Here is a 22,474-nt window from a genome sequence, read left to right on the forward strand (position 1 = left end):
GTCGCGGCTGGCCATCAGGCCCTCGCGACCGACCCGCCGTGAGGATGTACTTGGCACCGCCCCGCCGTCGGCCGGCCGAGGCCCTTGTGCCGGCGCACCGTGTCGGGCCGAGTAGACCTAGCCGCTCGTTCCCCTCGGCAGCACGGCATGCGCGATGCCGGTGAGGTTGCCCTGTACGACCAGGACCTCCTGCCGGTCCGATCCGTCGAGGCCGGCTGCATAGACGCTGCCGCCCAGGTCGGTCACGTACATCCGGCCGCCGTCCGGATCGAGGGCGATGCCGATGCCTTCCATCAGGTGAGTCATGAGGATCTCGGACGTATGCCTGCCGTCCGGCGGGTGCACCGGCGCGCGGTTCACGGTGTTGCCCCGCGGCGGGTCCCCGCGGTCCGTCCAGTACAGCATGCGCTGTGCGTGGTCGAGTTCGAGGTCGATCGGCTCCGGCAGCCCTTCGAAGAGCACTTCGATGTCGCTGCGTTCGGTCGCCTTCTCTCCTGCGGGCAGGTCGATTCCGGCCCGCAGGATCTTCCCCTGGCCCGCGTCGCTCGGGCCCTTCTGGCTCCAGTAGAGGTGTCCGCCGACCGGGTCGACGGCGACTCCCACGCACCACCTGGTCTCGTCCCGGCGGTCGTCCTCACCCTCGCCCGTCTGCACAAGAGTCTCGACGCGCGATCCGTCGAGGTCGCAGCACATCACACGCATGCCTTCGCGATCACCCCAGTAGAGCCTCCTGCCGGCGCTCTCGAACTGGAGCTGCTTCGGCGTGTGCGTGCCGCCGTCGGGGACGATCGTCTTTCGGTTGCCTCCGGCCATGTCCACACGCTCGATCGAGCCGTCGTTCTCCGGCGGCACACCCATGTTCGTCCAGTAGAGGTGCCCGGCCGCCACATCGACGGCCACCCCGTCGGGGATCCTGCACCCGGTGACGAGGAACGTCTTGTCGGAGCCGTCGGGGTTCACGGAGAACAGGCGACCGCCGCTGCTCGCCTCGAGCACGAACAGTCTGTCCTGGCCCTCCATCACGGTCCCTCCTGCGTCTCGGGGCCGTGCCGGGCGCGCACGGCCAGCAGGGCCGAGAGCATGGCGTCGCGCCGGTCGGCCAGCTCGTCGACCGTGTAGCCGTTCGCCTCCTTCAGGACACCGCTGACGATCGTCTCCTGGAGCTCGGGCGTGAAATCGGGGGTGCCCAGGTCCTGCCAGGCGTCCACCATGCGCGGCATGAGGGTGTCCATGAAGTGCTGGATGCCGCCTTCTCCTCCGCCGAGATGCCACAGCAGGTGGGGGCCCATGACACCCCATCGGAGCCCTGGCCCCCACGACACCGCGGCATCGGAGTCGGCCACGTCGAGCACTCCCTCCTGGACCAGGTACACCACTTCGCGGTACAGCGCGACCTGGATGCGGTTTGCGACGTGCCCCGGGAGTTCCTTCTTGAGGTGGATCGGTTTCTTGCCGATCGCGGCGTAGAACGACATGACGTCCTGGATCGTCTCCGGCGCGGTCCTCTTCCCGCCGACGACCTCGACCAGCGGCACGATGTGCGGCGGGTTGAAGGGATGACCGATGACGCTCCGTTCCGGGTGTCGGCACTCGGCCTGGATGACGCTCATCGTGATGCCCGACGAACTCGACGCGATGATCGCGTCGGGCGGCAAGGCGTCGTCGATGTCGGCGAACAGCTTGACCTTGAGCTCCGGGCGCTCAGGCGCGTTCTCCTGTACGAAGTCCGCGTCCGCGACGGCCTGGTGCAGGTCGGTGGTGAAGCGCAGCCGGTCGGGCGAGGCTCCGGGCGCCAGCCCGATCGAGGCGGCCGCGTCCCAGGCCGCCTGCACGTACGACCGCAGAGCAGTCTCCGCGGCGGGGGCGGGGTCGGTCGCCGTGACGTCGAAGCCCCGGACGAGATAGTGCGCCGCCCAGCTCGCACCGATGGTGCCGGTGCCCACGATCGCCACGCGGTGGACGGACCTGTGCGCTTTCATGCTGGTCACTGCTCCTGGAATTGTGCGGGGGTGCGGGTGTGCACAGGGCAACCCTCGGTCCGCGGGTGCGCCGACGCATCGGGCTGTGCGCCCAGGATTCGCGTGTTTCCTTGGTGCCGCGGTACAGGGCAGGTGCGCTGCCCCGTCCGCCGCCGACCCGCGGGGTTCCCCGTGACGGATGCGGGGTCCCGGGCACGGAGCGTGCTGACGTGTTCCGTGTCCGAGGTGTCGCCGCACGACCGTCCGTAGCGAGGTGGACACCACGGGGCCCGGTTCTGAAAGGGGAAACCGTGGGGTCGGCCCGAACGGCCAGGACGGCGCCGCGGGTCCGCCCGCGCCGTCCTGCAAGGGGGGCGCGCGAGGGCGCTCTGGCGGATTGGCGTGAAAGAACCAATTTGATCAGCAACGTGGTATTCCGCGCCCAATGGCTGCGGCTCTACTCCCTTCTAGCGTCGATGCCACTGATGCCACCGGATTCCCGATCGGAGGAGGGCACATGAAAGCGACACACGGCCCGGCGGCCGATGCGGGCGAGACCATCCTGAGCGGCGCATTCCCGGGCTCCGGCAAAGGGCCGTCCGAGGTGGAGCCGCCGGTACTCGGCGGCCCGGAGTACAGCGACTACTACCTGCTGGACAAGCTGCTCACCGACGAGCAGCGGGCCCTGCGGAAGAAGGTCCGCGAGTTCATGGACCGGGAGGTCATTCCGGTTATCAACCCGTACTGGGAGCGGGCGGAGTTCCCCTTCGAGCTGGTGCCCAAGCTGGCGGAACTGGACATCGCGGGCTTTCAGATCCCCGGTTACGGCTGCCCTGGAATGAGCAACGTGACGGCCGGCATGGTGATCCTCGAACTGGCCCGGGGCGATCTGAGCATGTCCACGTTCGCCGGGGTCCACTCCGCCCTGGCCATGACGTCGATCGCGCTGCTCGGCTCCGAGGAGCAAAAGCAGCGCTTCCTGCCACCGATGGCACGCCTGGAGAAGATCGGCGCCTTCGGTCTGACGGAGCCCACACACGGTTCGGACGTGGTCAAGCTGGAGTCGACCGCGCGTCGGGACGGCGATTCCTACGTCCTGAACGGTCACAAGAGGTGGATCGGCAATGCATCTTTCGCCGACTACGTGATCGTCTGGGCCCGCGGCGACGACGGACACGTGGGTGGCTACGTGGTCGAAAAGGGCACACCCGGGTTCGACGCCCAGGTCATCAAGGGCAAGACGGCTCTGCGCTGCGTCCAGAACGCACAGATCTCCCTCGTCGACGTCAGGGTGCCGGCCGAGAACCGGCTGGCGAACGTCCACACCTTCCGCGACACCGAGAAGGTCCTGCTCGCCTCGCGCTTCTGCGTCGCCTGGGAATCGGTCGGCGCCGCCATCGCCGGCTACGAGACGGCGCTGGCATACGCCAAGCAGCGCAAACAGTTCGGTATGCCGCTGGCCGCCTTCCAGCTCATCCAGTACAGGCTCTCGCGGATGCTGGCGGACATCACCGACATGCTGTGCATGCAGTACCGGCTCAGCCAACTCCTGGACGACGGCGAGTACTCGATGCCCCGGGTCGCGCTTGCCAAGATGCACTACACCGAACGAGCCCGGGCCATCCTCTCCGACGCCCGCGACATGCTCGGCGGCAACGGGATCCTGCTCGACTACCACGTGGCCCGGCACCTGTGCGACATCGAGGCGATCGACACGTACGAGGGCACCGACACCGTTCAGGCGCTGATCGTCGGCCGTGACATCACCGGCTACAGCGCCTTCGTACCCGTGGCGTCCGGCCACTGACCGGCGTGCAGCGCGGCGTCCCGTGCCGGCGGGCCGGCCCCGGGCGCCGCGCGCCACCCCGTTGAGGACTAGGAGCAGTCATGACCAACGCGCCCCTCCTGGAAGGACTGCACGTCGTCGATCTCGCGAGCTTCATCGCCGGGCCCGCCGCGGCCACCGTCCTGGGTGACTTCGGCGCCGACGTCGTCAAGGTGGAACCCCCGCATGCGGGCGACGCATACCGTTCGCTCAGCCGCATGCCTCCCAACCCCCATGTCGAAGGGGTCAACTACCCCTGGCAGCTGGACAACCGCAACAAGCGCAGCATCGCGGTCAACCTCAAGTCGCCCGGCGCTCGGACCGTCCTCGAGCGGCTGGTGCGGTGGGCCGACGTGCTGGTGACCAACTTCCCGCCGCGGACGCGCGAGAAGCTGGGCCTGGAGTACGAAGCTCTGGCCTCGCTCAATCCCCGGCTGATCTACGCCGACGTCACCGGCTTCGGCGAGGAAGGCCCGGATGCGCATCTGCCGGGCTTCGACGTGACGGCGTACTGGGCGCGCAGCGGCCTGATGGACCTCACACGCCAAAGGGCAGCGCCGCCGGCCATGAACGTGTTCGGCTCGGGCGACCACTCCACGGCGATCTCCCTGTTCGCCGGCATCATGACCGCGCTGTACCGGCGCGAGAGAACCGGTCAGGGTGCACGCGTGACGACCTCGCTGATCGCCGAAGGTGCCTGGGCGGCGAGCATGTGGCTGCAGGCCGTACTGGTCGGTGCCAAGCCTCCCCGTCCCATCGACCGGTCCGACCCGCCGAACGCGCTCGCGAACATGTACCGCACGGCAGACGACCGCTGGATCGTCCTCGCCTTCGCCAACGAGGACAAGCAAGTTCCCCTGTTCCTCCAGGCCATCGGCCACCCCGAGGCAGCGGAGAACCCGCGCTACGCCGACATCCCGAGCCGGCGCGCCCACGCCGCAGAGATCGTCGCCCTGCTGGACAAGACCTTCGCGACGCGTTCCCTGGCCGAGTGGCGCCAGGTGCTCGACGCCGCGGGCCTCACCTACGGAGTCGTCCAGACGCTCGGTGAGTGCGCCCAGGACCCCCAACTCCTCGCCAACCGGGTGTTCGTGCCGATCGACGACGGCAGCGACGAACCGCACCTGACCATCGACAGCCCCGTCCGGCTGGACCAGGAACAGAAGGTCCGTCCGGGCCCGGCCCCGGACCTGGGTGAACACACCGAGTCCGTGCTCCACGACCTCGGCTTCGACGACGCCGGAATCGAGGAGCTGCGCAGGACCGAATCCGTCGCCTGAAGCCGCCGCTCGGCAGCGCGAGGGAGGAAGGAAGACACCATCATGACCAAAGCCACGCACACACCGACCGTACGGACCGAGGAAATCGACGGCATTTTCGTGATCACCATTGACCGGCCGACGGCCCGCAACGCCATCGACGGGGCCACCGCACAGGCACTGGCTGCCGCCATCGACTACCTGGAGGCTCGTGACGACCTCAGGGTCGGCATCCTCACCGGTGCCGGCGGCGTATTCAGCGCGGGCATGGACCTCAAGGCATTCGCGGTCGGAGACGCTCCCATCGTCAGGGACCGCGGCTTCGGGGGCCTCACCCGAGCCCAGCTCAGGACCCCGCTCATCGCCGCCGTCGAGGGCTATGCGCTGGGCGGCGGCACCGAGTTGGCCCTTGCCTGCGACATGATCGTGGCCGCGCGGAACGCCACCTTCGGCCAGACCGAGGTCCGCTACGGAATCGTGCCGCCCGAGGGCGGAATGGTGCGCCTGCCCGAACGCATCCCACGCAACATCGCGCTTGAGCTCCTGCTCACCGGCGAGCCCTTGTCTGCCGAGCGCGCCGAGCGATTCGGTCTGGTCAACGAGCTCACGGATCCAGGACAGGCCCTGAAGCGGGCTCTGGAACTGGCCAGCAGCATCGCCCTCAACGCGCCCCTGGCCGTGCGGGCCATCAAACGCGTCCTCAACGAGCGGCAAGCGTTCCGCGACCAGGACGCCTTCGCCGAGCAGGACCGGATCGCCGCACCGGTTCTGGCGTCCCACGACGCCCAGGAGGGCGCCCATGCCTTCGCGGAACGTCGCTCACCGCACTGGCAGGGGCGCTGACACACGCCCGGCCCTGGCACGAAGATCGGTAGTAACCAGGAGCGAGTAGTCCACCGCCGCGAGGTCTGCCTGTCGACTCCGACGGACGACTGAAAGCGCCCCCGGAGAAGCTGCGTGCGGCCGACTGCACCGCCGTGATGGCGATGTTGCAGGCCACGGTGGGACGGCTCGACCGGATCTGGTCACGACGGGGGAGTGCGAAGGAGCGTCGAGCCGAGGTACCGAACGGCGCGCAGCGCGATTTCCAGGTCCGTGTGCCCTGGTTGGACCGGGTGTCCCATGATTTCCTCGGCCTTTCGAATGCGGTACTGCACGGTGTTCTTGTGCAGAATTTGAGCGCTCGCAGTGGCGGTGTAACTGCAGCCGTTGTCGAGGAAGAGCAGAGCGGTTTCCCGGAGCCGTGTGCTGTTCTCGTCATCGATGGCCAACGGGCCCAGGGTGCTCCACACCCAGGCACGCATGTCGTCGATGTTCGCAGCCATCAAGGCGATGGGAGCAACAGCGGAGAAGTCGGTGAATCGGGGCACCGGATCGGCCGCTGACGCGAGTTCCTGCGTGCGGACCGCCTGCCGGTGTGTGGAGCGGAATCCTTCGACGCCGCAACCCGCCTCCCCGGCACACACGTAGATGGCAGGATCGCTGCGTTCGAGCACCTGCGACAGTCGCTCGAAGGAGACGCCGCCGTGCGAGCCGAGCGGCAGCCAGGCCCAGGCCAGAACTGCATCGCGAGGAACGAAAAGCGGCCTGGCAGAGCAGGCCAGTCCGTGGGCGATCTCGTCGGTGATCCGGTGGAGCCGAGCGAGTCCCTCACCTCCGTCCGTCAGTGTGGGCAGCCAGGCCACCAGCCCGAGGTGATGCTGTCGAAGCCGGTAACCGAGGTATGGCTCAGCCCAGTTGAGGTCGACGTCATTCTCCGCGAGGATGTCTCGCACGCGTGCGGCGCGCGCCGCGGTCTGACTGAGCAGCCAGTTGTCACGTTCGTGTTGGTAGACCAGGATGACGTGCTCGGTGACCTGGTCGATGTAGCCGAAGCTCACCTGGAGCATGCGCCGGCTGGTTGCGGTGGAGATGCCGTCGTCGGCGTCCAGTTTTTTGAGCTCGTCCAGACACCACTGCAGAAAACGCCAGTGTCCGAGCCGGTAGGCCCTGATCATCGCGCTCAGGGGGATTCCCCTTTGAGCAAGTCTTCTGGAGTACTCAAGAGCAGCCGCCGGTCCCTCGACCTTTTCCAGGGGAATGTCGTTCTCGAAAACGTGCAGCAACGTGGCGACATTTTCTGCGACGCTCGCCAGCAGGATTTTGATGACGGTTGCGTCTCCCCTGAGCTCCGGGATCTCGGCCAGAAGATACGCGCCGACGTCACGGCTGACCTCTGGGAGGTGTGACCCTACGTTCTCCGCGACCACCGAGAGTTGTTGTGCGGCCTCGGGGTGCTCCGCAGCCATACCGCGATCCTACAGCTCGGCCGGTGGACCCTCCTCTTCGTCGGACACGACAGACCCTGCTTCGGCACGCCCGTTGCGATGACCGCGATGGATTGGTCCCTCGGCACGAATTCCCCGTCGAAGGTCGTACTGAGCGCCCAGTGGTTGTCCTGCGGTCCATGTCTAACCTCTCCTTGCGACGACGGGGAGAGGGGACGGTTGAGAGAAGCCGGCATGAACCTCGCATCCCTACTGGTAAGCACTGCCCGAACGCATCCGGATCGCCCAGCGCTGCGTCTGGGGGACGTCACGGTCTCCTATCGCATGCTCGACCAGGGCAGTGCCCGCATGGCGCGGCTGCTCCGCGACCGTGGTGTGAAGCCGGGGAACCGTGTTGCGGTCATGCTGCCCGACGTGCCGGAGTTCGCGCTCGCCTACTACGGCGTGCTCCGGGCCGGCGGCATCGTGGTCCCGATGAACCCCCTGCTGAAGTCCCGTGAGGTCGTCTACTACCTCGGCAACTCGGGTGCCCGGCTCCTGTTCGCCTGGCACGACTCCGCCGACGAGGCACGCACCGGTGCGCGGCAGGTGGACGCGGAGGCGGTCATCGTCAGCCTCGGAGCATTCGACGAGTTGCTGGAATCCGTCCCGCCGATCGAGGAGCTGACCGACCGGCACGACGACGACACCGCCGTCATTCTCTACACCTCGGGGACGACCGGCGAGCCAAAGGGCGCCGAACTGACACACGCCAACCTCATCCGCAACTGCCGCATCGTGGCCACCGATCTGGCCCAACTCCTCGCCGAAGACGTGGTTTTCGGTGGGCTGCCCCTGTTCCACGCCTTCGGGCAGACCTGTACCCTCAACGCCGTCGTCGTCTCCGGCGCGTGCCTGACTTTGCTGCCGCGCTTCGACGCGGCGAAAGCACTGGGAATCCTCGAGGGGCACGGGGTGACCGTCTTCGCCGGCGTTCCGACGGTGTACAGCAGGCTGTTGAGGCAGCCCGGCCTGGATGCCTACGACGTCTCTCGGCTGCGCGTGTGCCTAGCCGGCGGCGCGGCGATGCCGGTCCAGGTGCTGCACGACTTCCAGGCCGCGTTCGACTGCGTCGTGCTCGAAGGATATGGGCTCTCGGAGACCTCGCCCGTCACCTCGTTCAACACCTTGCAGGCCGGACCCAGGCCCGGCTCGGTGGGCATCCCGATCCGGGGTGTCCAGATGCGGGTGGTCGATGACGGTACGGAGGTACCGCACGGTGAAACCGGCGAGATCGCTATCCGCGGCCACAACGTGATGAAGCGGTACTGGCGACGCCCCGAGGAGACCGCCGCCGCGATCCAGGACGGCTGGTTCCTCACCGGTGACCTCGGCCGGGTCGACCAGGACGGGTACTTCTGGATCGTCGGACGGACGAAGGACGTGATCATTCGGGGCGGGTACAACGTGTACCCCCGCGAGGTCGAGGACGTGTTGTACGAGCACCCGGCGGTCGCCGATGCCGCGGTCATCGGCCTGCCCGACCCCGATCTCGGCGAGGAGGTCGGTGCGGCGGTGGTCCTCAAACCGGGCGCCCGCACGACGGCCGAGGAACTCCGCGAGTACGTCAAGCGTCGGCTCGCCGCCTACAAGTACCCGCGGCGGGTATGGGTCACGGACGCACTGCCCAAGGGGCCCACCGGGAAGATCCTCAAAAGGGAGATCGTCCCGCCGGTCGAACCGGAGGAGCGTTGAGGCGACCGCGCCGGCATGGCATCCGGACCCGTGAGCGGTGGGGCGCTCACGGTGCCTTCTGGCAACGCGAGTTCCCGGGCGCCCGTCTCGCCGTTGCTCCTACGATGTGGCCCTCCTGTGGAGCACGGTGTCGATGATGAGGTCGAGCTCCTGTGGGCTCGGTGGCCCGCCGGTGAGCAGAAAGGTCTGCATTATCAGGGCGGGACCGGTGCGAGCCGCCAACGGATGCACGGCCTCGTGGCCGTACTCGCTGCTGTGCACGCCCTCGTGCAGGATCGCTTCGATGCGCTGAAGACGTGGCGCGATGACCTTGTCGGCGAACAGGGCGCGCATGTCCGGCTCGTGCAGCACGTCGATGATGAACTCGATTCCTGGTACGAGGGTTTTGCCCGCCAGTACATCGCTGAAAGCGGCGAGGGATTCGGCGAGGTTTTCCCGGGGCGAGCGCTTCGGGTCCGGTTCGGGTAGCGGGGGAAGGGCGTAACGCAGGGCGTCCAGAACCAGGGGCTGCTTGCCGGGCCAACGCCGGTAGAGCGCGGCCTTGCCTGTGCCTGCGCGAGCGGCGATGCCTTCCATGGTGAGACGGCCGTAGCCGTTCGCGGTCAGTTCGTCGAGCGTCGCGACGTAGATCGCGTGCTCCAGTTCCACCCCTCGGCGGCGGCCGGGTGTCGCACTTTCTGCCATGGTCCCAACAGTAGACGCTGGCGTTCCTTTGCTCCTACACTCCCTTTAGTGAACGATCCCGTCTACTAGAAGAGGTGAGGGTCGGATGGCTGATCTGCATCCTGCGCGTGACCACTTGGGCGACCGGGAGCCGGCAATGGATTTCGAGGCGGTGTACCAGGGGCGTGAGATCGCCTACGGAGCGGACGACCGCAGGTCGGACCTGATCCCGTGGCGACTGGACGCCCCCCAGCCGTTGGTCGTGGAGCTGGAGGCGGCGGGTGACATCGCCGGCCCGGTTCTGGAATGCGGCTGCGGGCTCGGGGACAACGCCTTGTTCCTGGCGGGCCGCGGCTATGAGGTGACGGCCTTCGACGCCGCACCCTCCGCGATCGAGCGCAGCCGGGCCAAGGCCACCGCTGCCGGTACCCCGGTGACCTTCACGGTCGCCGACGCGACGGAACTGCGCGGCGTCGCTGTTCCGGGAGGCTTCCGAACGGTCGTCGACAGCGCCATGTTGCACTGCCTGGACGCCGATCAGCGGCAGGCATACCTCGCTGGACTGCGTCGGGTGTGCGCGCCTGGCGCGAAACTCCATGTCCTGTGCTTTCGCGGCGAGTTGGCTGATCGCCTGGGGATGCCGGCCGACATGGGCGAACGCGGCCTGCGCGAGGCCTTCGCCGGCGCATGGACGATCCGGCGTATGGAGCCCCGCCGCTACACCACCGGTTTGACCCTCCAGGAATGGCAGAAGCTGACGCCCGAAGTGTCAGGCGTCCCGGAGCAGGACGACACGGTGACCGTCGACCGAGAGGGCAGGATTCTGCTGCCGTTCTGGCAGATCACCGCCGAACTGGCCTGACGGGCAACGGTCGAGCGTCAGGGTCTTCTCCGGTATTGCGGGGAACGCCGCCACGATGCCGGTACGCGATCTCGTCGTGTACCTCGTGATGGCCGACGCACTACTGACGCATCAGGCGGTTTCGGCTGACGAGGGGCCCGCCTGGTGTCCTCGTGCCTGGCCGCATGGCCTACCGCACCAGGCGGGCCGGCGTCGTTCTCAGACGGCGCTGCGCCCGCCGTCGACGGGCAGTACCGCGCCCTGGACGAAGCTCGCGGCGTCGCTGGCAAGGTAGGCGATCGCCTCGGCGATCTCCCGCGGAGCGGCCGGGCGGCCTGCCGGGGCCTGGGCTGCCAGAGCGTCGAGGTCCCCGCCCATGCCGGCGGTGCCCTCCGTCTGTACGGGGCCGGGCCGGACGGCGTTGACCCGTACCCCGTGCGGGCCGTACTCCGCGGCCCATGCCTTGGTCAGCAGTTCCACGGCCGCTTTGCTCGACCCGTACAGCGCCATGCCTGCCATACCGTTCTCGGCGGCGATCGTGCTGAGGTTGACGATCGCGCCGCTGCCTCGCTCGGCCATGGCGGGGGCGAGCGCCGCGACCAGATGGAACGGGGCCTTGACGTTGAGGGCGTAGACGGCGTCGATGTCGCGCTCCTGTACCTGCTCGGTGGGGCCGAACGGGTAACTGCCCGCGTTGTTGACCAGGATGTCGACCTGGCCCCCGCCCAGGGCCACGGCCTTCTGTGCCAACTGCCGTACTGACTCCGTCTCGCGGAGGTCCGCGGGCGCGAATGCGGCCTTGCCACCGCGGTCCAAGATGGCGCTGACCACGGCCTCGCCGCGGGAGTGGTCCCGGCCCGCAACCACCACCTGCGCACCACGCTCGGCGAGCAGTGCCACAGTGGCGGCGCCGATGCCGCTGGTCGCTCCGGTCACCAGGGCCACGCGCCCGGTCAGATCAAAAGAACCCATGAGTTGTCCCTCGTATCGGAAGGGGAGAGGGCTGCGGAGCGCGGCTGCGCCGTGGCTGCTTCTTCCTCACCCCGTTCGTGAGCTGACATGCATCGAAAAGCGACGTTCCGCGTGGTGGATTCCGTCTTCGCGCTACGCGATGCCGGATTCCGCGGTCGGTGTGAGGATTGTTGCGCGGCCGGAGGGCATCGCGGCCTCCGCCGCGCCGTTGCTCTGCAGGTCAGGGCCATGCGGGCGGTCAAAGGCAGCCTCTATGGCGGCCATTCGTGAGATGTCTGGCCGGGGTGTGGGTACCGGCGGGATCGGCCCGGATGCCACTCAGCTTTCGACTGCCTTGGGGCGCGGCATCAGCGCATCCCACAGGGGCGTGGATTCGCCCCGGTTGTGCGCGCTGAACTCCTCCCAGTACCAGTCCTGGCCCAGCAACTGCTTCACCCGCGGGATTGCCTCACCGTCCGGTCCGCTGTAGTAACGGACCTTGTGCCTGTCGCCGTCGGTGACCATCCGGAACATCACGTCGGCGGTGAGTGCCGGATCGGAGCGGACGAGGTTGAGCGAGGCGAAGGCGTCCCATGACGCGAGGTAGTCCTCCGGGACGTCCTGCGCGCGGTCCACCTTGCTGAAGATCCCGGTGTTCATGTTGCCCGGGAACAGCGCCTTGACCGCCACTCCGAACTCGGCCAGTTCCGCGTGCAGGCCCTCGCTCAGCGCCGCGACAGCCGCCTTGGACGCCTCGTACACCGACGTGTAGGGGAAGCCCGCATCGGCGCTGATCGAGCTGACGTTGACGATGACGCCCGAGCGCTGTTCGCGGAAGATCGGGATGAATGCCTTGTTCAGTGCGATCAGTCCGAAGACGTTGGTCTGGAACTGGCGGTGGGCCTGGTCCATCGTCGTGGCTTCCAGCGGGCCGGACTGGAAGTACCCGGCATTGTTGATCAGCGCGTCCACGCGGCCGAATTGGGACCGGGCGAGTTCACCGAAGGCCAGGTCGGCGTTCTCGTCGTCCACGTCCAGCAGGAGCGTCCTGACGTTCTCCACGTCGGCGTGCACGTCCAGGTCCGACTCGTTGCGGACCGTCGCGACCACGTGCCACCCGGACTCGGCGAACCGCCGCACGGCCAGGTGCCCGAACCCACTCGCGGTGCCGGTGATCACGATGGTTTTCGCGGACATCGAAGTACCTGCTTTCACTGAGGTGATCTCCCGTGACGGCGCCGGTCGGCGGCGACCGGAAATCCGCGGTCATGCCGCCGGGTGGCGGCGAGGAAGTGCGCGAGGCTGCGGGGCGCATCGGTGGCGAGCCACGCGTGCTCGGTAGACCATTAGTGAAACACCGTTGCGGTAATAGTGCAACGTGGTTGCGGTACCCTCGACGGGTGACCCGCCCAGAGTTCGAGCGCGCCCGAAGCGCCGAAGCCAAACGCATCCGTGAAGCCGCGATCCTGGAGGCGGCCACACGCCTGGCCGGTGAACACGGCGTGCGCGCGGTGACCCTCACCGCTATCGCCGCGGCGGTCGGCATGCACAAGTCCGCCATGCTGCGCTACTTCGAGACGCGGGAGGAGATCTTCCTGCGTCTGTCCGGGAACGGGTGGGTGGAATGGTCCCAGGACGTACGCGGCCGGCTCGCCGACGAAGGCGCGGCAAGTGGCGAGGCTCGGATTTCCGTTGTCGCGAGCACCCTCGCCGACTCACTCGTCGCACGTCCGCTCTTCTGCGACCTGCTGGCACACACCCCGCTCAGCCTCGAACGCGGCGTGTCCTTCGCGGCCGTCCGGTCCTTCAAGGTGCGCGCCCTCGCCGAAGCCGAGTCGGTCGGCGCCGCGTTGTGCCGATCCCTCCCGCTGACTCCGCGGCAGGCGGGCAATGTCGTCGCGACCGCGACCGCCATGGCAGGCGCGATGTGGCAGATGGCGGCACCGGGAACCGAACTGCGCCGCTTCTACGAGGACACCCCCGAACTCACCCACGCTCTGATCGACGTCGGCCCGCGGCTCACCGACATCCTGGCCGCACTCCTGCACGGCTACTGCGCCGATACGGCGGCGTGACCACGGGCGCGAGGATGCCGTCCGGCCAGTGAGATTCACCGGCCCCGACCGCTCCGACGGCGGTCACGCCGACACGGACGTGCGCGTCATCGCCCCGGGCGCCGTCCGCAACTCCGCGTGGCTGCTCGACCGTAGGGGAGACCGGCAGGCCAACTCGGCACTCCCACGGGTCGGTGCAGGCCCGGCTTCGGTTCCATGCGCGAACCCGGAACCGCTACGAGCGGTGTGTCAAGGAGCGGAGTGGTCCACCGGCCGAGCCTTCGCCGGCTTCCCGAGTACGCGTACCGGTGAGACCGGAAGCGGGGCCGAGCCGAAGCCGCAGCCGGGCAACCATGAAGACGAGCGGCCTGGCCGAACACCTCCGGGCCGCACCGGACGCGCTACGCGAGAGAGTATGGGCTGAACAGACGAGCAAGGAGGCGGAAGTTGGACACCGGCAGTGCAGCGCTGGTCGTGATCGACCTGCAGAACGGGTTCGTCAACCACCACAGTCGCCATGTGGTCCCCGTGGTGTGCGACCTTGTCGCCCGCTGGTCCGAGGCAGGCAGACCGGTGCTCTTCACCCGCTACTTCAACCACCCGGGCAGTGCCTACGAGCGCTTCTTCCAGTGGGACCGTCTGCAAGGGCCGCCCGAGACCGACCTCGTCCCCGAACTCGTCGGCCCGGCCGCCACCGCCCACGCGACCCTCGACAAGACCGGCTACACCCTCTTCACCCCGGAAGCCACCGACCTCATTCGTCGCGAGGGATGGACCGACCTGGTCTTCTGCGGCATCGCCACCGAAAGCTGCGTCCTGAAATCCGCCGCAGACGCCTTCGAACTCGGCTACGCACCCACGGTCGTCACCGACGCCTGCGCCAGCGACGCCGGCCCCGACGTGCACGACGCCGGCCTGGTCGTCGCCCGCCGCCTCATCGGCGCAGGACAACTCGTCACCAAAGACCACGTGATCGCCCAACTCCCCACACCCTGCAACGTATCGGTGCTGGAATGACCCCATCGCCGTCACGTCGGCGAACACCCTGCACGCCGCCGTCGATACCGACCTGGTCGTCATCGGCGGCGGACCTGCGGGCGTGCTGCCGCCCCTACCGCGGCCGGCGTCGGTGTGCGCTCCGTGCTGGTCGATCGTCATCCGGCGAAACCCACAGGCATTGCCTCCGAGACCTTCTATCCGCCCGCAGTATGCGGGAAGCGTGAGCAGCCAACTCCCTCCGGAATTCACTCTGTTGGCCTCACTCGCCCATTCGAAGCCCTCATCCGGGACTGTTGTCGGCGTCCTCTTCCGGAGCGCTGTCGGCGTCCTCGCCGCTGCCGATGGGCCTCGTCTTCCGCTTCACCTCGACGCGGTTGTACACCTTCTCCGTAAGGAACGGCGGGCCGAAAGAGGCTTCCACCGGGTACTGACCCGGATCCGCGGTGGTCGCGATCTCCACCGCCGGGCGAACCACGGCCCATTTGCCCGGAGCCAGTTTCAGGTTGAGCTCGCGGCAGTACAGTGTGCGGCCCTCGTTCGCGCGCTCGCAGGATGCCTTGTCCTCCTGGCCCGCGTCGTCCTGCCGGGTGTAGGGAAGCCAGTCCTCCATGAAGCGCATGCCGCTGGGGACGTGGAAGAGGATCTCCGCCACTTCGACCGGGCAGGCGGTTGTGTTGGTGATACGGAACGCCGGGTACTTCCATTTGTCACCGGGGTGCACCACAAGCGAGTTGGACGGGGCCAGTGACAGCCTGGGCTTGGTGGCACTGGCCGGGCTGAGTGCAATGTGCGCCAGGGTCATGCCGCTGTGGCCGTCGCTGTTGGCGTTCAGCTCCTTGTGGATTCCGGCCCGGCCGGGGTTGACGAACCGCACGGTCACCTTCTCCACGTCCTTGGGGGAGTAGAAGAACAGTTGGCCCTTCTGCCACGCCGGATCGTTGGTGGGCTGCTTGCTCTGGGAGGCGACGCCCTTCTTGCCGGTGTAGTACTTGATGAAGTCCCGCTGCAGAATGAGGCGCCCGGTCGTCTCCACCTCGACCCGCAGATAGGTCGGCCGTCCGATGTCGTGTCCGGGCCACATGTTGTAGCCGTAGTAGAAGGTCAGCTCGTACAGGCTCTCCGGATCGACCTCCACCTCCTGCTCGATGAACCCGAGCGTGGCATTGCCATTGATGTCGATGAAGTTCTCGCTGGGGAAGAACGTGTCGCCGTCGGCCTTCGGGAACTGGCCGTCGGCCTCTCCGTTGATGAGGTCGACGGCGTCCTGCGGCTGCTGGACGCTCACCTGCTGCGCCTTGTCTTTGTATACACCGCACTTCCAGCCGCCCAGCCCGACGAACTGATCTCCGTTGTGCCGGCCGGCGGCCTTCAGATGGTTGCTGGTACCCCATTGGTTCGGGTTCAGCGTGTAGGTGGTGAAGTCTCCGTTGACTATGAGGTTCTTTTTCATGGGACGGCTCCCTCATGTGTCTGTCGTGGTCGCATGCACACCATCGATGCTCTGGGAGCCCCACAGGGGCGCCTACCCCGGTGTGTCCGAACGGGTGATCGCGCCTGCCCGCACGGCAACTGGGGCGAGCGCGCGGCCTGTCCGCCGTTCCCCCGATTGCGGTCGAGCGATCGCCGTCCCGCCGGGGCCGGTACAGCATGGGTGGCCGTAAGCGCCCGGAGGCGGGCGGGGGAGAAGGAAGCACGCCAACCATGAATCTGAAGACGGCAGCCACGAAGCTGAAGGAGCGCGGTCGCGGATGGGGGCGACACCGCGGGCTCCCCTACAGTTACGGTGAGCGTCACGACCGCCGACGCAGGCGCAGGAAGTTCCGCAAGGACGAGTACGCGGACGTGCGCGCCAGGTGGACCGGCATCATGCTGGGGCGCGACTTTCCCGCCCACGAGGAGCCCTACGCCTCCCGGCTCAAGGCCCTCGGCGTGAACGCCGACCGGTACCGCGGGAGCATGGTTCCGGCGACCGGCTCGCTCTGGCCCGACCTGGACTTCTCCAAAACCGGTACGGAGCTGAGCCGGAAGTCCGGGAACATGCAGGAGAGTTACGAGCGCCTGCGCACCATGGCCCAGGCATACGTCCAGCCCGGCACCGGGCACACCGGGAGCGCCGTCCTGCGCGAGGGCGTGCTGCTGGGCCTGCGCCACCTGCGCGACCAGGTCTACAACGAGAACACCCAGCGGTACGGCAACTGGTACCACTGGCAGATCGGCGCCCCGCAACGCCTCCTGGACACCTGCGTGTTGCTGCACCCGCACCTCGCGCCCGCCGACCGGGACAGCTGTCTGCGGGCGGTCGACCACTTCGTCCCCGACTCCGCGGTCGGTTCCTACACGGGCACCAGTACCGGCGCCAACCGCGTCGACCTGTGCCGCGTGCTCGCACTGCGCGGCGCCGTGGGCGAACGGTCGGCGAAGATCGCCCTGGCCCGCGACGCACTCTCCCCGGTGTTCCCGTACGTGACCGCCGGCGACGGCATGTACGCCGACGGCTCGTTCGTTCAGCACACCACCGTCGCCTACACCGGCAGCTACGGACAGGTCCTGCTCGACGGCCTGGCACGACTGCTCGCCCTTCTCGGCACCTCACGGTGGGCGGTCACCGATCCCCAGGCCCAAAACGTCTTCGACGCCGTCGACAGGTCCTACGCCCCCTGCCTCTACAACGGCCTGATGATGGACCACGTCTCCGGTCGCGCGATCAGCCGCCCCGGCGGCGACCACGGACGAGGGCGCGGCGTGATCGCCGCCGTCGTGCTGCTGGCCGAGTCCGCGTCCGCCGTCGAGCGTGCGCGCTGGCGGTCGATGGCCAAGGGCTGGCTCACACACGACACCTACGTCAAGGACCCGCTCGCCGGCCTGGGCATCGACACGCTCTCGCGGATCAAGCCGCTGCTGGACGACGAGGGCACGGCCCCCGCGCCCGAACCGGTCCGGCACATGCTCTTCCCGGCCATGGCCCGTGCCGTGCACCGCAGGCCCACCTGGGCGGCGGCCGTGTCCATGGCCTCCTGGAAGATCACCCACTACGAGACCGGCAACGGTGAGAATCTGCGCGGCTGGCACACCGGCCAGGGAATGCTCTACGTCTGGAACTCCACCACCGGACTGGGCCAGTACTCCGACGCCTTCTGGCCCACGGTCGACCCGTACCGGCTGCCTGGCACCACCGTGTCGAAGAAGCAGCTCAAGGACGGACACGGCGGTGACTGGGGCGCGTCCTGCCCCGACGTGCGGTGGGTGGGAGGTGCCACGGACGGCACCTACGCCGCGATCGGCCAGAACATCAGAGGACTGGGCAGCACACTGCGAGCGAAGAAGTCATGGTTCTTCCTGGACGACTGCGTGGTGTGCCTGGGCGCGGACATCAACAGCTCCGACGGGGTCGGTGTGGAGACCATCGTCGACAACCGCAACCTCGGCGAACGCGGCACCCACACCCTCACCGTGGACGGCGAGGCCCAGCCGGGCACCCTCCCCTGGTCAGCGACGCTGACCGGCGCCAAGTGGGCACACCTCGCCGGATTCCACGGCTATATCTTCATCGGCGGCGTCAACCTCCAGGCCCGCCGCGAGGAGCGCACCGGCTGCTGGCGCGACATCAACACCGGCGGATCGACGACCCCCCTCACCCGTCGCTACCTCACGTTGTATCTGGCTCACGGGAAGACCAAGCCACCCGGCTCCAACCATGCCTATGTGGTCCTGCCCGGCGCGAGCATCGCCACCGTGAAGGAGCGCTCGGATGTCACCACATGGCTGACGATCCACGCCAACAACGAAAAGCAGCAGGGGATCTCGGTGCCGCGGCTCGGTCTGCGGGCGGTCAACTTCTGGTACTCCGGAACAGTCGGTCCGTTCGTCTGCGAGGCGCCCGCCTCAATCCTCACCCGGGAGAGCGGCACCACCGGCACCCTGTGCGTATCCGATCCCAAGCGCACGGACCAGCCGTTCGGCATCACGTGGAACCGGAAGGTCGCGGCGGTGACCTCCCACGACGACACGATCGAGGTGCTCGGCACAGGAGACTCCCTGAGACTGCGCGTGACCCCAGGCGCGGCCGGAGCGACACACTGCTGCACGGTGACCCTCGGCTGACCAGGCCCGCAGACGATGGCCGGTACCGCCGCGGCCGCTGACGCCCACCCTGCCCAGTCCCGTCCGAACGCGGGGCCACCGCGCACGACCTCGCGGTCGGCTCGGCGCCGTTGCTCCACTGCATACCCTGGCGCGTGGCCCACAAGCACGCCTTCCGTGCCCTGGTCCGCGAGCGGCTCGGGGCGACGGCCGCGTCCGTATGCCTGTGGAGCGCGCCGCGTCTGATCCACGTTGCCGGCGACTTCACCCGCTACGACGCCCACGCCGTGCGCGAGCGCCGGCGCAGCATCGACCTCGTCCGCTACCGGTACTCCGTTTTGCCGCCTCCCCCGAGGCGTTCGACGTCGTATCCGCGCGCGGGCATCCGGACACCTCGCGGGTCAACTCCTGGGCCGCCGGCCTTTCTAGGCGAGGCCGGTGGCGCAGGGGGCCTCGACCGAATGGCTCGATGTCGACCTTGGCCAGAGCGTGTATGTGGCACCTACCATGCGAGCAGATCCATGGCCGTGCCGATTTCGGTGACGATCGGCGTCCCTTGGGCGCGGCCGGGACCGTGGAGGCTGTGGTGAGTACGGATCAGCAGTGGGACATCGTGACCGGCGTCGGGATCACCGCACTGGGTGTGGCAGCGGCCAGAGCCGTCGAGACCAGCCGCCCGGCCCCCCTCGCTGCGGATCCCTACGCCGCAGGGTTCGTCGCCGCGGCCCAGGCGCCGGTGTCGCTACCGACCACCGTGGACGCCTCTGCCGCCGGCAGCGGCTCCTGGGCGCACCTGGTCGACTATCTGGCGCTGCGCACCCGAGCCTTCGACGACTACTTCCTGCGCGCTGTCGACGACGGTGTCACGCAGGTGGTGATCCTCGCCTCCGGCCTGGACACCCGGGCGTTTCGGCTGGGCTGGCGGGCGGGTACGGCCGTCTATGAGATCGACCAGCCTCGTGTGCTGGACTTCAAGCTTCGGGTGTTGCGCGAGGCCGGGGCCGAGCCGCGCTGTGCACTGCGGCCGACCGCCGTGGACCTCCGGGACGACTGGGCCGCGGTCTTGGAGAGCGCGGGGTTCGATCCGTCCCGCCCCACCGCGTGGCTCGCCGAAGGGCTGCTGCCGTTCCTCCCGCCCGAGGCCGAAGAACACCTCCTGCACGAGATCCACCGATTGTCGGCCCCTGGCAGCCACTTGGCGGCCGAGTACTTCAAGGATGTCCGCCGTGCGTTGGAGGACCCGGTGATGCAGCAGAACGCCGCGATCATGGGCGTTCAGATGGCTGACCTGATGAGCAGCGCCCAACGGCCCAGCCCGACCGAGCGGTTGACCGAACGCGGCTGGCAGACCCGGGTGATGACGGCCACCGAGGAAGCCGCAGCTCACGAACGTGCCCTGACGTCGACCGCCATGTTCGACACCATCCGCCATCTTTTCGCCCGCCTCTCGTAGCCGGTAACCACCGGCAACCGCAGCGCTGCTGTGCGACCTCATGCGGCCGATGCCGAGGCTGCCGGTGAACTGTTCGTTTTCGCGTTCCTTTGCTGGAGGTCACAGGAGGGGAGCGCCGGTGAGGGAGCGGTCTGTCACTACTCTTCGGCGAACAGGGCACCGAGGTCGCACAAGGCGTTCAACGTGCTGGGCTGCACAGCAGCACGCCGCCTCGGCAACTGCCCCGCGCCCCCGGGCAGGTCGGCGACTCGGCATGCGTGATCAGCCGTCGGCGCTCACAGCATCGCGGGGCCTGCACGCGCAGTGACGTGATGTGGAGCGCAGGCCGGTGCCGGCCTGGTCGTCCGTCATGGAGGCGGCGACGGGGTCCCCGTGCGGGTGGATCTCCAAGAAGCCCTTCAGAGCCTGAGCAGGCGCTCGGCGTTGAGGTGGGCAATCTTTTCCTTATCGCCAAGATTGATGGGCATATGGTCCAGAAATTGGCGAGCGGCCTTCATGTTGGCGTACGGCCAGTCGGTGGTGAAGAGAATCCGGTCGATCCCAAGAACGCCGACCATGGCACGGAAAGCGTTGTAGGACAGACTCCAGCTGCTGTCCACATCGCCGGATTCCTGGTTCCTGAAGTCGCCGGCGAGGATGCCGCCGTAGAAGTTCTCGCGGAGGTATTCCTTGACGGTGCGCTTGAGGCCGCCGCTCGCCTCCCCAATGAACGAGTAGTCCGTCCGCCATGCCATCCAGCCCAATGCTTCGAAGTGGTGACCCACGATGATCTGCAGATTGGGGAACCGGTCGAACACCCCGCCCAGGATCAGACGGATGCAGTGGATCCCGGTGTCAAGGTGCCAGCCGAGCCCGGCAGCAGACATGTTGGTCGAGACATACGGATCGAATCCGCTGTAATAGGCGTCGATCACCGGCTGTGGCGGCAGGGTGGGGTGCAGGTAGATCGGCACGTTGAGGGCCTCGGCACATTCGAACACCGGCCAGAAGAACTTGTCGTCGAGGAAACGCCCGTTTACGTGGCCGTTGATCAGGGCCCCCACGAAACGATGGTCACGGACAACGCGCTCAAGCTCGCTTGCGGCAGCCGCTGGGTCACGCATCGGCAAGGTGGCGAAACCAAGGAACCGCTCGGGATGCTTCGAGATCGCAGCTGAGACGGCGTCGTTCGCCTGCCTGGTCAGGTCGACCGCGATCGAGGGCTCAAGGATCTCTGGGCCGGGGTAGGTGTGCGAGAGGATCTGCACGTCGATCCCCGCCTCATCCATAGCGGCGATCCGACCCTCCCCCAAATCGTAGATGCCCGCTGGCCAGCCGCCTTGAGCATCCGTCTCGAACCGGCCCGCCTTCTTCCATACGTCGTAGATCAACTCGCCCGGGCTGTTCTTGTTCGCCTCATGAATAGCCGGAATTTTATAGTGCTCTTCGAAACCGATAACCTTCACCTTTAGTGCTCTCCTCGATCGATACCGCCCCGATCCGGGGGCGAGGCTCTTGAATCCACGCTGACTGTGGGGCGTGGTTGTGTTCAGGCGTACAGGGCTGCCGTGCGCGGGTCGATGGGGATGCCGATCAGGGTGGTGGTTTGCGTTGTGAGAGCTCTGTGGACGGCTTCGGCCGCGCTGCCGGGCCCTTCGGTGCGCAGGCCGGTGCAGCCGTATCCCCGGGCGTGGTGGGTGATGTCGATGCCGGGGAGGTCGTAGGAGGGCGGGTGGTGGGCGCCGAAGGTGCGGGAGAGGGCTTTCATCGCGGCGTATTCGCCGTTGTTCAACACGATGACGATCAGCCGTAAGCCCAGCCGGGCGGCCGTCCAGAGGGCCTGGATCGAGTACGGGGCGGAGCCGTCGCCGAGGAGGCAGACCACGGGGCGGGAGGGGTCGGTCAGGGCGATGCCGACAGAGGCGGGCAGAGCCCGGCCCAGACCACCGCTGGCCGCGTTGTAGTAGCCGCCGCCCTGCCGTACGGGCAGGTGCCGCCACCGCACTTCCCGGAAGGTCGGCAACTCCGTCGACCCCGGATTGCCGAACACGGCCGGCGTCCGGGGCGCCGCGAGATGCTCCCGGACTCGGTCACGCACCGATTCCGCCATAGGCTCATGATCGGTTTCAGTAGAGCGCTGGGGATCCGCCACGCCGCGCCCGGCAGTCACAGGGCGTCCAATGGACCACCGCGCTCGGGCGACGCGGGCAAGGCCCGTGCAGTGGCTAGGCCGGGGGCCCGTAGGTCAGGCGGCGCAGGACGGTCTCGGTGGCCAGGCCGTCGGCTGGTCCGCCGTCCCCGGTCGTCGGCAGCGCTTCCGATCTTGCATGGCGCATCGTGATGATCGCCCATAAAATGGACAGCGGTGACGTACTCGCGTGCCGGTCAGGCGCGTGAAGTCGGTGCGGAAA

General features: G+C 67.9%; 18 protein-coding genes and 1 pseudogene. 10 read left to right on the plus strand and 9 right to left on the minus strand.

What is annotated here, in order from left to right:
- Positions 1-117: 117 nt before the first annotated feature.
- Positions 118-1,020: a YncE family protein gene (locus ACIQE0_RS24430; RefSeq protein ID WP_402335845.1), complete on the minus strand. Its 903-nt coding sequence runs from the start codon at positions 1,018-1,020 to the stop codon at positions 118-120.
- Entirely contained in the window at positions 1,020-1,979 is a 960-nt protein-coding gene (locus ACIQE0_RS24435; protein ID WP_402335848.1) for a 3-hydroxyacyl-CoA dehydrogenase NAD-binding domain-containing protein, read from the minus strand. The genes ACIQE0_RS24430 and ACIQE0_RS24435 overlap by 1 nt, the downstream gene beginning before the upstream one ends.
- 496 nt (positions 1,980-2,475) lie before the next feature.
- Here ACIQE0_RS24435 and ACIQE0_RS24440 point away from each other — a divergent pair, with 496 nt between their 5' ends.
- The 3 genes from ACIQE0_RS24440 to ACIQE0_RS24450 all read left to right on the plus strand — a co-directional run bounded on the left by ACIQE0_RS24440 (position 2,476) and on the right by ACIQE0_RS24450 (position 5,885).
- Positions 2,476-3,765, plus strand: a complete 1,290-nt coding sequence (locus ACIQE0_RS24440; RefSeq protein ID WP_366339687.1) for an acyl-CoA dehydrogenase family protein — start codon at positions 2,476-2,478, stop codon at positions 3,763-3,765.
- Between the two features lie 80 nt (positions 3,766-3,845).
- On the plus strand, positions 3,846-5,063 hold the full coding sequence (locus ACIQE0_RS24445) for a CoA transferase (protein ID WP_366339689.1): 1,218 nt from the start codon (positions 3,846-3,848) through the stop codon (positions 5,061-5,063).
- Between the two features lie 42 nt (positions 5,064-5,105).
- The gene (locus tag ACIQE0_RS24450; RefSeq protein WP_402335852.1) at positions 5,106-5,885 is read left to right on the plus strand and encodes a crotonase/enoyl-CoA hydratase family protein; all 780 of its coding nucleotides are present in this window, start codon (positions 5,106-5,108) and stop codon (positions 5,883-5,885) included.
- Positions 5,886-6,067: 182 nt separating this feature from the next.
- Here ACIQE0_RS24450 and ACIQE0_RS24455 read toward each other — a convergent pair whose 3' ends face one another.
- Positions 6,068-7,330 carry a PucR family transcriptional regulator gene (locus tag ACIQE0_RS24455; protein WP_402335855.1) on the minus strand — a complete coding sequence of 421 codons (1,263 nt, stop codon included), beginning with the start codon at positions 7,328-7,330 and terminating at the stop codon, positions 6,068-6,070.
- 213 nt (positions 7,331-7,543) lie between these two features.
- Between ACIQE0_RS24455 and ACIQE0_RS24460 the strand changes: the two genes are divergently transcribed.
- Positions 7,544-9,043, plus strand: coding sequence for a long-chain fatty acid--CoA ligase (locus tag ACIQE0_RS24460; RefSeq protein WP_366339695.1), 1,500 nt, complete (start codon positions 7,544-7,546; stop codon positions 9,041-9,043).
- A gap of 99 nt (positions 9,044-9,142) precedes the next feature.
- Here ACIQE0_RS24460 and ACIQE0_RS24465 read toward each other — a convergent pair whose 3' ends face one another.
- Positions 9,143-9,727, minus strand: a complete 585-nt coding sequence (locus tag ACIQE0_RS24465; protein WP_366339697.1) for a helix-turn-helix domain-containing protein — start codon at positions 9,725-9,727, stop codon at positions 9,143-9,145.
- Positions 9,728-9,863: 136 nt separating this feature from the next.
- On the opposite strand from ACIQE0_RS24465, the gene ACIQE0_RS24470 reads away from it, so the two are divergent.
- Positions 9,864-10,568: a class I SAM-dependent methyltransferase gene (locus ACIQE0_RS24470; RefSeq protein WP_402335860.1), complete on the plus strand. Its 705-nt coding sequence runs from the start codon at positions 9,864-9,866 to the stop codon at positions 10,566-10,568.
- 198 nt (positions 10,569-10,766) lie between these two features.
- On the opposite strand, the gene ACIQE0_RS24475 is transcribed toward ACIQE0_RS24470, so the two are convergent.
- Positions 10,767-11,519 (minus strand): SDR family NAD(P)-dependent oxidoreductase, encoded by a 753-nt coding sequence (locus ACIQE0_RS24475; protein WP_402335863.1) that lies wholly within the window; start codon positions 11,517-11,519, stop codon positions 10,767-10,769.
- 318 nt (positions 11,520-11,837) lie between these two features.
- Positions 11,838-12,695, minus strand: coding sequence for an SDR family oxidoreductase (locus tag ACIQE0_RS24480; RefSeq protein ID WP_402335866.1), 858 nt, complete (start codon positions 12,693-12,695; stop codon positions 11,838-11,840).
- A 203-nt stretch (positions 12,696-12,898) separates the two neighbouring features.
- Here ACIQE0_RS24480 and ACIQE0_RS24485 point away from each other — a divergent pair, with 203 nt between their 5' ends.
- Both ACIQE0_RS24485 and ACIQE0_RS24490 read left to right on the plus strand, forming a co-directional pair.
- The gene (locus ACIQE0_RS24485) at positions 12,899-13,573 is read left to right on the plus strand and encodes a TetR family transcriptional regulator (RefSeq protein ID WP_402335869.1); all 675 of its coding nucleotides are present in this window, start codon (positions 12,899-12,901) and stop codon (positions 13,571-13,573) included.
- A 426-nt stretch (positions 13,574-13,999) separates the two neighbouring features.
- On the plus strand, positions 14,000-14,569 hold the full coding sequence (locus tag ACIQE0_RS24490; RefSeq protein ID WP_366339710.1) for an isochorismatase family cysteine hydrolase: 570 nt from the start codon (positions 14,000-14,002) through the stop codon (positions 14,567-14,569).
- Between the two features lie 262 nt (positions 14,570-14,831).
- Here ACIQE0_RS24490 and ACIQE0_RS24495 read toward each other — a convergent pair whose 3' ends face one another.
- The gene (locus tag ACIQE0_RS24495; RefSeq protein ID WP_402335872.1) at positions 14,832-16,001 is read right to left on the minus strand and encodes a hypothetical protein; all 1,170 of its coding nucleotides are present in this window, start codon (positions 15,999-16,001) and stop codon (positions 14,832-14,834) included.
- 251 nt (positions 16,002-16,252) lie between these two features.
- Between ACIQE0_RS24495 and ACIQE0_RS24500 the strand changes: the two genes are divergently transcribed.
- The 3 genes and pseudogenes from ACIQE0_RS24500 (at position 16,253) to ACIQE0_RS24510 (ending at position 20,084) form a co-directional block, all read left to right on the plus strand.
- Complete coding sequence (locus ACIQE0_RS24500) at positions 16,253-18,652, plus strand: polysaccharide lyase 8 family protein (protein WP_402335875.1); 2,400 nt, start codon at positions 16,253-16,255, stop codon at positions 18,650-18,652.
- 128 nt (positions 18,653-18,780) lie between these two features.
- Positions 18,781-18,963: pseudogene (locus ACIQE0_RS24505) on the plus strand (transporter); the annotation flags it as partial.
- A 254-nt stretch (positions 18,964-19,217) separates the two neighbouring features.
- A complete protein-coding gene (locus tag ACIQE0_RS24510; RefSeq protein ID WP_402335878.1) occupies positions 19,218-20,084 on the plus strand; it encodes a class I SAM-dependent methyltransferase in 867 nt (288 codons plus the stop codon).
- Between the two features lie 398 nt (positions 20,085-20,482).
- Here ACIQE0_RS24510 and ACIQE0_RS24515 read toward each other — a convergent pair whose 3' ends face one another.
- Both ACIQE0_RS24515 and ACIQE0_RS24520 read right to left on the minus strand, forming a co-directional pair.
- Positions 20,483-21,529, minus strand: coding sequence for an amidohydrolase family protein (locus tag ACIQE0_RS24515; protein ID WP_402335881.1), 1,047 nt, complete (start codon positions 21,527-21,529; stop codon positions 20,483-20,485).
- A gap of 83 nt (positions 21,530-21,612) precedes the next feature.
- Positions 21,613-22,161 carry a thiamine pyrophosphate-dependent enzyme gene (locus ACIQE0_RS24520; RefSeq protein WP_402335884.1) on the minus strand — a complete coding sequence of 183 codons (549 nt, stop codon included), beginning with the start codon at positions 22,159-22,161 and terminating at the stop codon, positions 21,613-21,615.
- Positions 22,162-22,474 lie beyond the last annotated feature (313 nt).

This window comes from Streptomyces sp. NPDC093097 (assembly GCF_044754325.1).
Taxonomy (GTDB): Bacteria; Actinomycetota; Actinomycetes; order Streptomycetales; family Streptomycetaceae; genus Streptomyces.

Coding starts and splice junctions, on each gene's coding strand:
- ACIQE0_RS24435 (WP_402335848.1), bottom strand. CDS start 1,979: ATGAAAGCGCACAGGTCCGTCCACCGCGTGGCGATCGTGGGCACCGGC.
- ACIQE0_RS24500 (WP_402335875.1), top strand. CDS start 16,253: ATGAATCTGAAGACGGCAGCCACGAAGCTGAAGGAGCGCGGTCGCGGA.
- ACIQE0_RS24445 (WP_366339689.1), top strand. CDS start 3,846: ATGACCAACGCGCCCCTCCTGGAAGGACTGCACGTCGTCGATCTCGCG.
- ACIQE0_RS24430 (WP_402335845.1), bottom strand. CDS start 1,020: ATGGAGGGCCAGGACAGACTGTTCGTGCTCGAGGCGAGCAGCGGCGGT.
- ACIQE0_RS24495 (WP_402335872.1), bottom strand. CDS start 16,001: ATGAAAAAGAACCTCATAGTCAACGGAGACTTCACCACCTACACGCTG.
- ACIQE0_RS24465 (WP_366339697.1), bottom strand. CDS start 9,727: ATGGCAGAAAGTGCGACACCCGGCCGCCGCCGAGGGGTGGAACTGGAG.
- ACIQE0_RS24460 (WP_366339695.1), top strand. CDS start 7,544: ATGAACCTCGCATCCCTACTGGTAAGCACTGCCCGAACGCATCCGGAT.
- ACIQE0_RS24440 (WP_366339687.1), top strand. CDS start 2,476: ATGAAAGCGACACACGGCCCGGCGGCCGATGCGGGCGAGACCATCCTG.
- ACIQE0_RS24480 (WP_402335866.1), bottom strand. CDS start 12,695: ATGTCCGCGAAAACCATCGTGATCACCGGCACCGCGAGTGGGTTCGGG.
- ACIQE0_RS24450 (WP_402335852.1), top strand. CDS start 5,106: ATGACCAAAGCCACGCACACACCGACCGTACGGACCGAGGAAATCGAC.
- ACIQE0_RS24475 (WP_402335863.1), bottom strand. CDS start 11,519: ATGGGTTCTTTTGATCTGACCGGGCGCGTGGCCCTGGTGACCGGAGCG.
- ACIQE0_RS24470 (WP_402335860.1), top strand. CDS start 9,864: ATGGATTTCGAGGCGGTGTACCAGGGGCGTGAGATCGCCTACGGAGCG.
- ACIQE0_RS24455 (WP_402335855.1), bottom strand. CDS start 7,330: ATGGCTGCGGAGCACCCCGAGGCCGCACAACAACTCTCGGTGGTCGCG.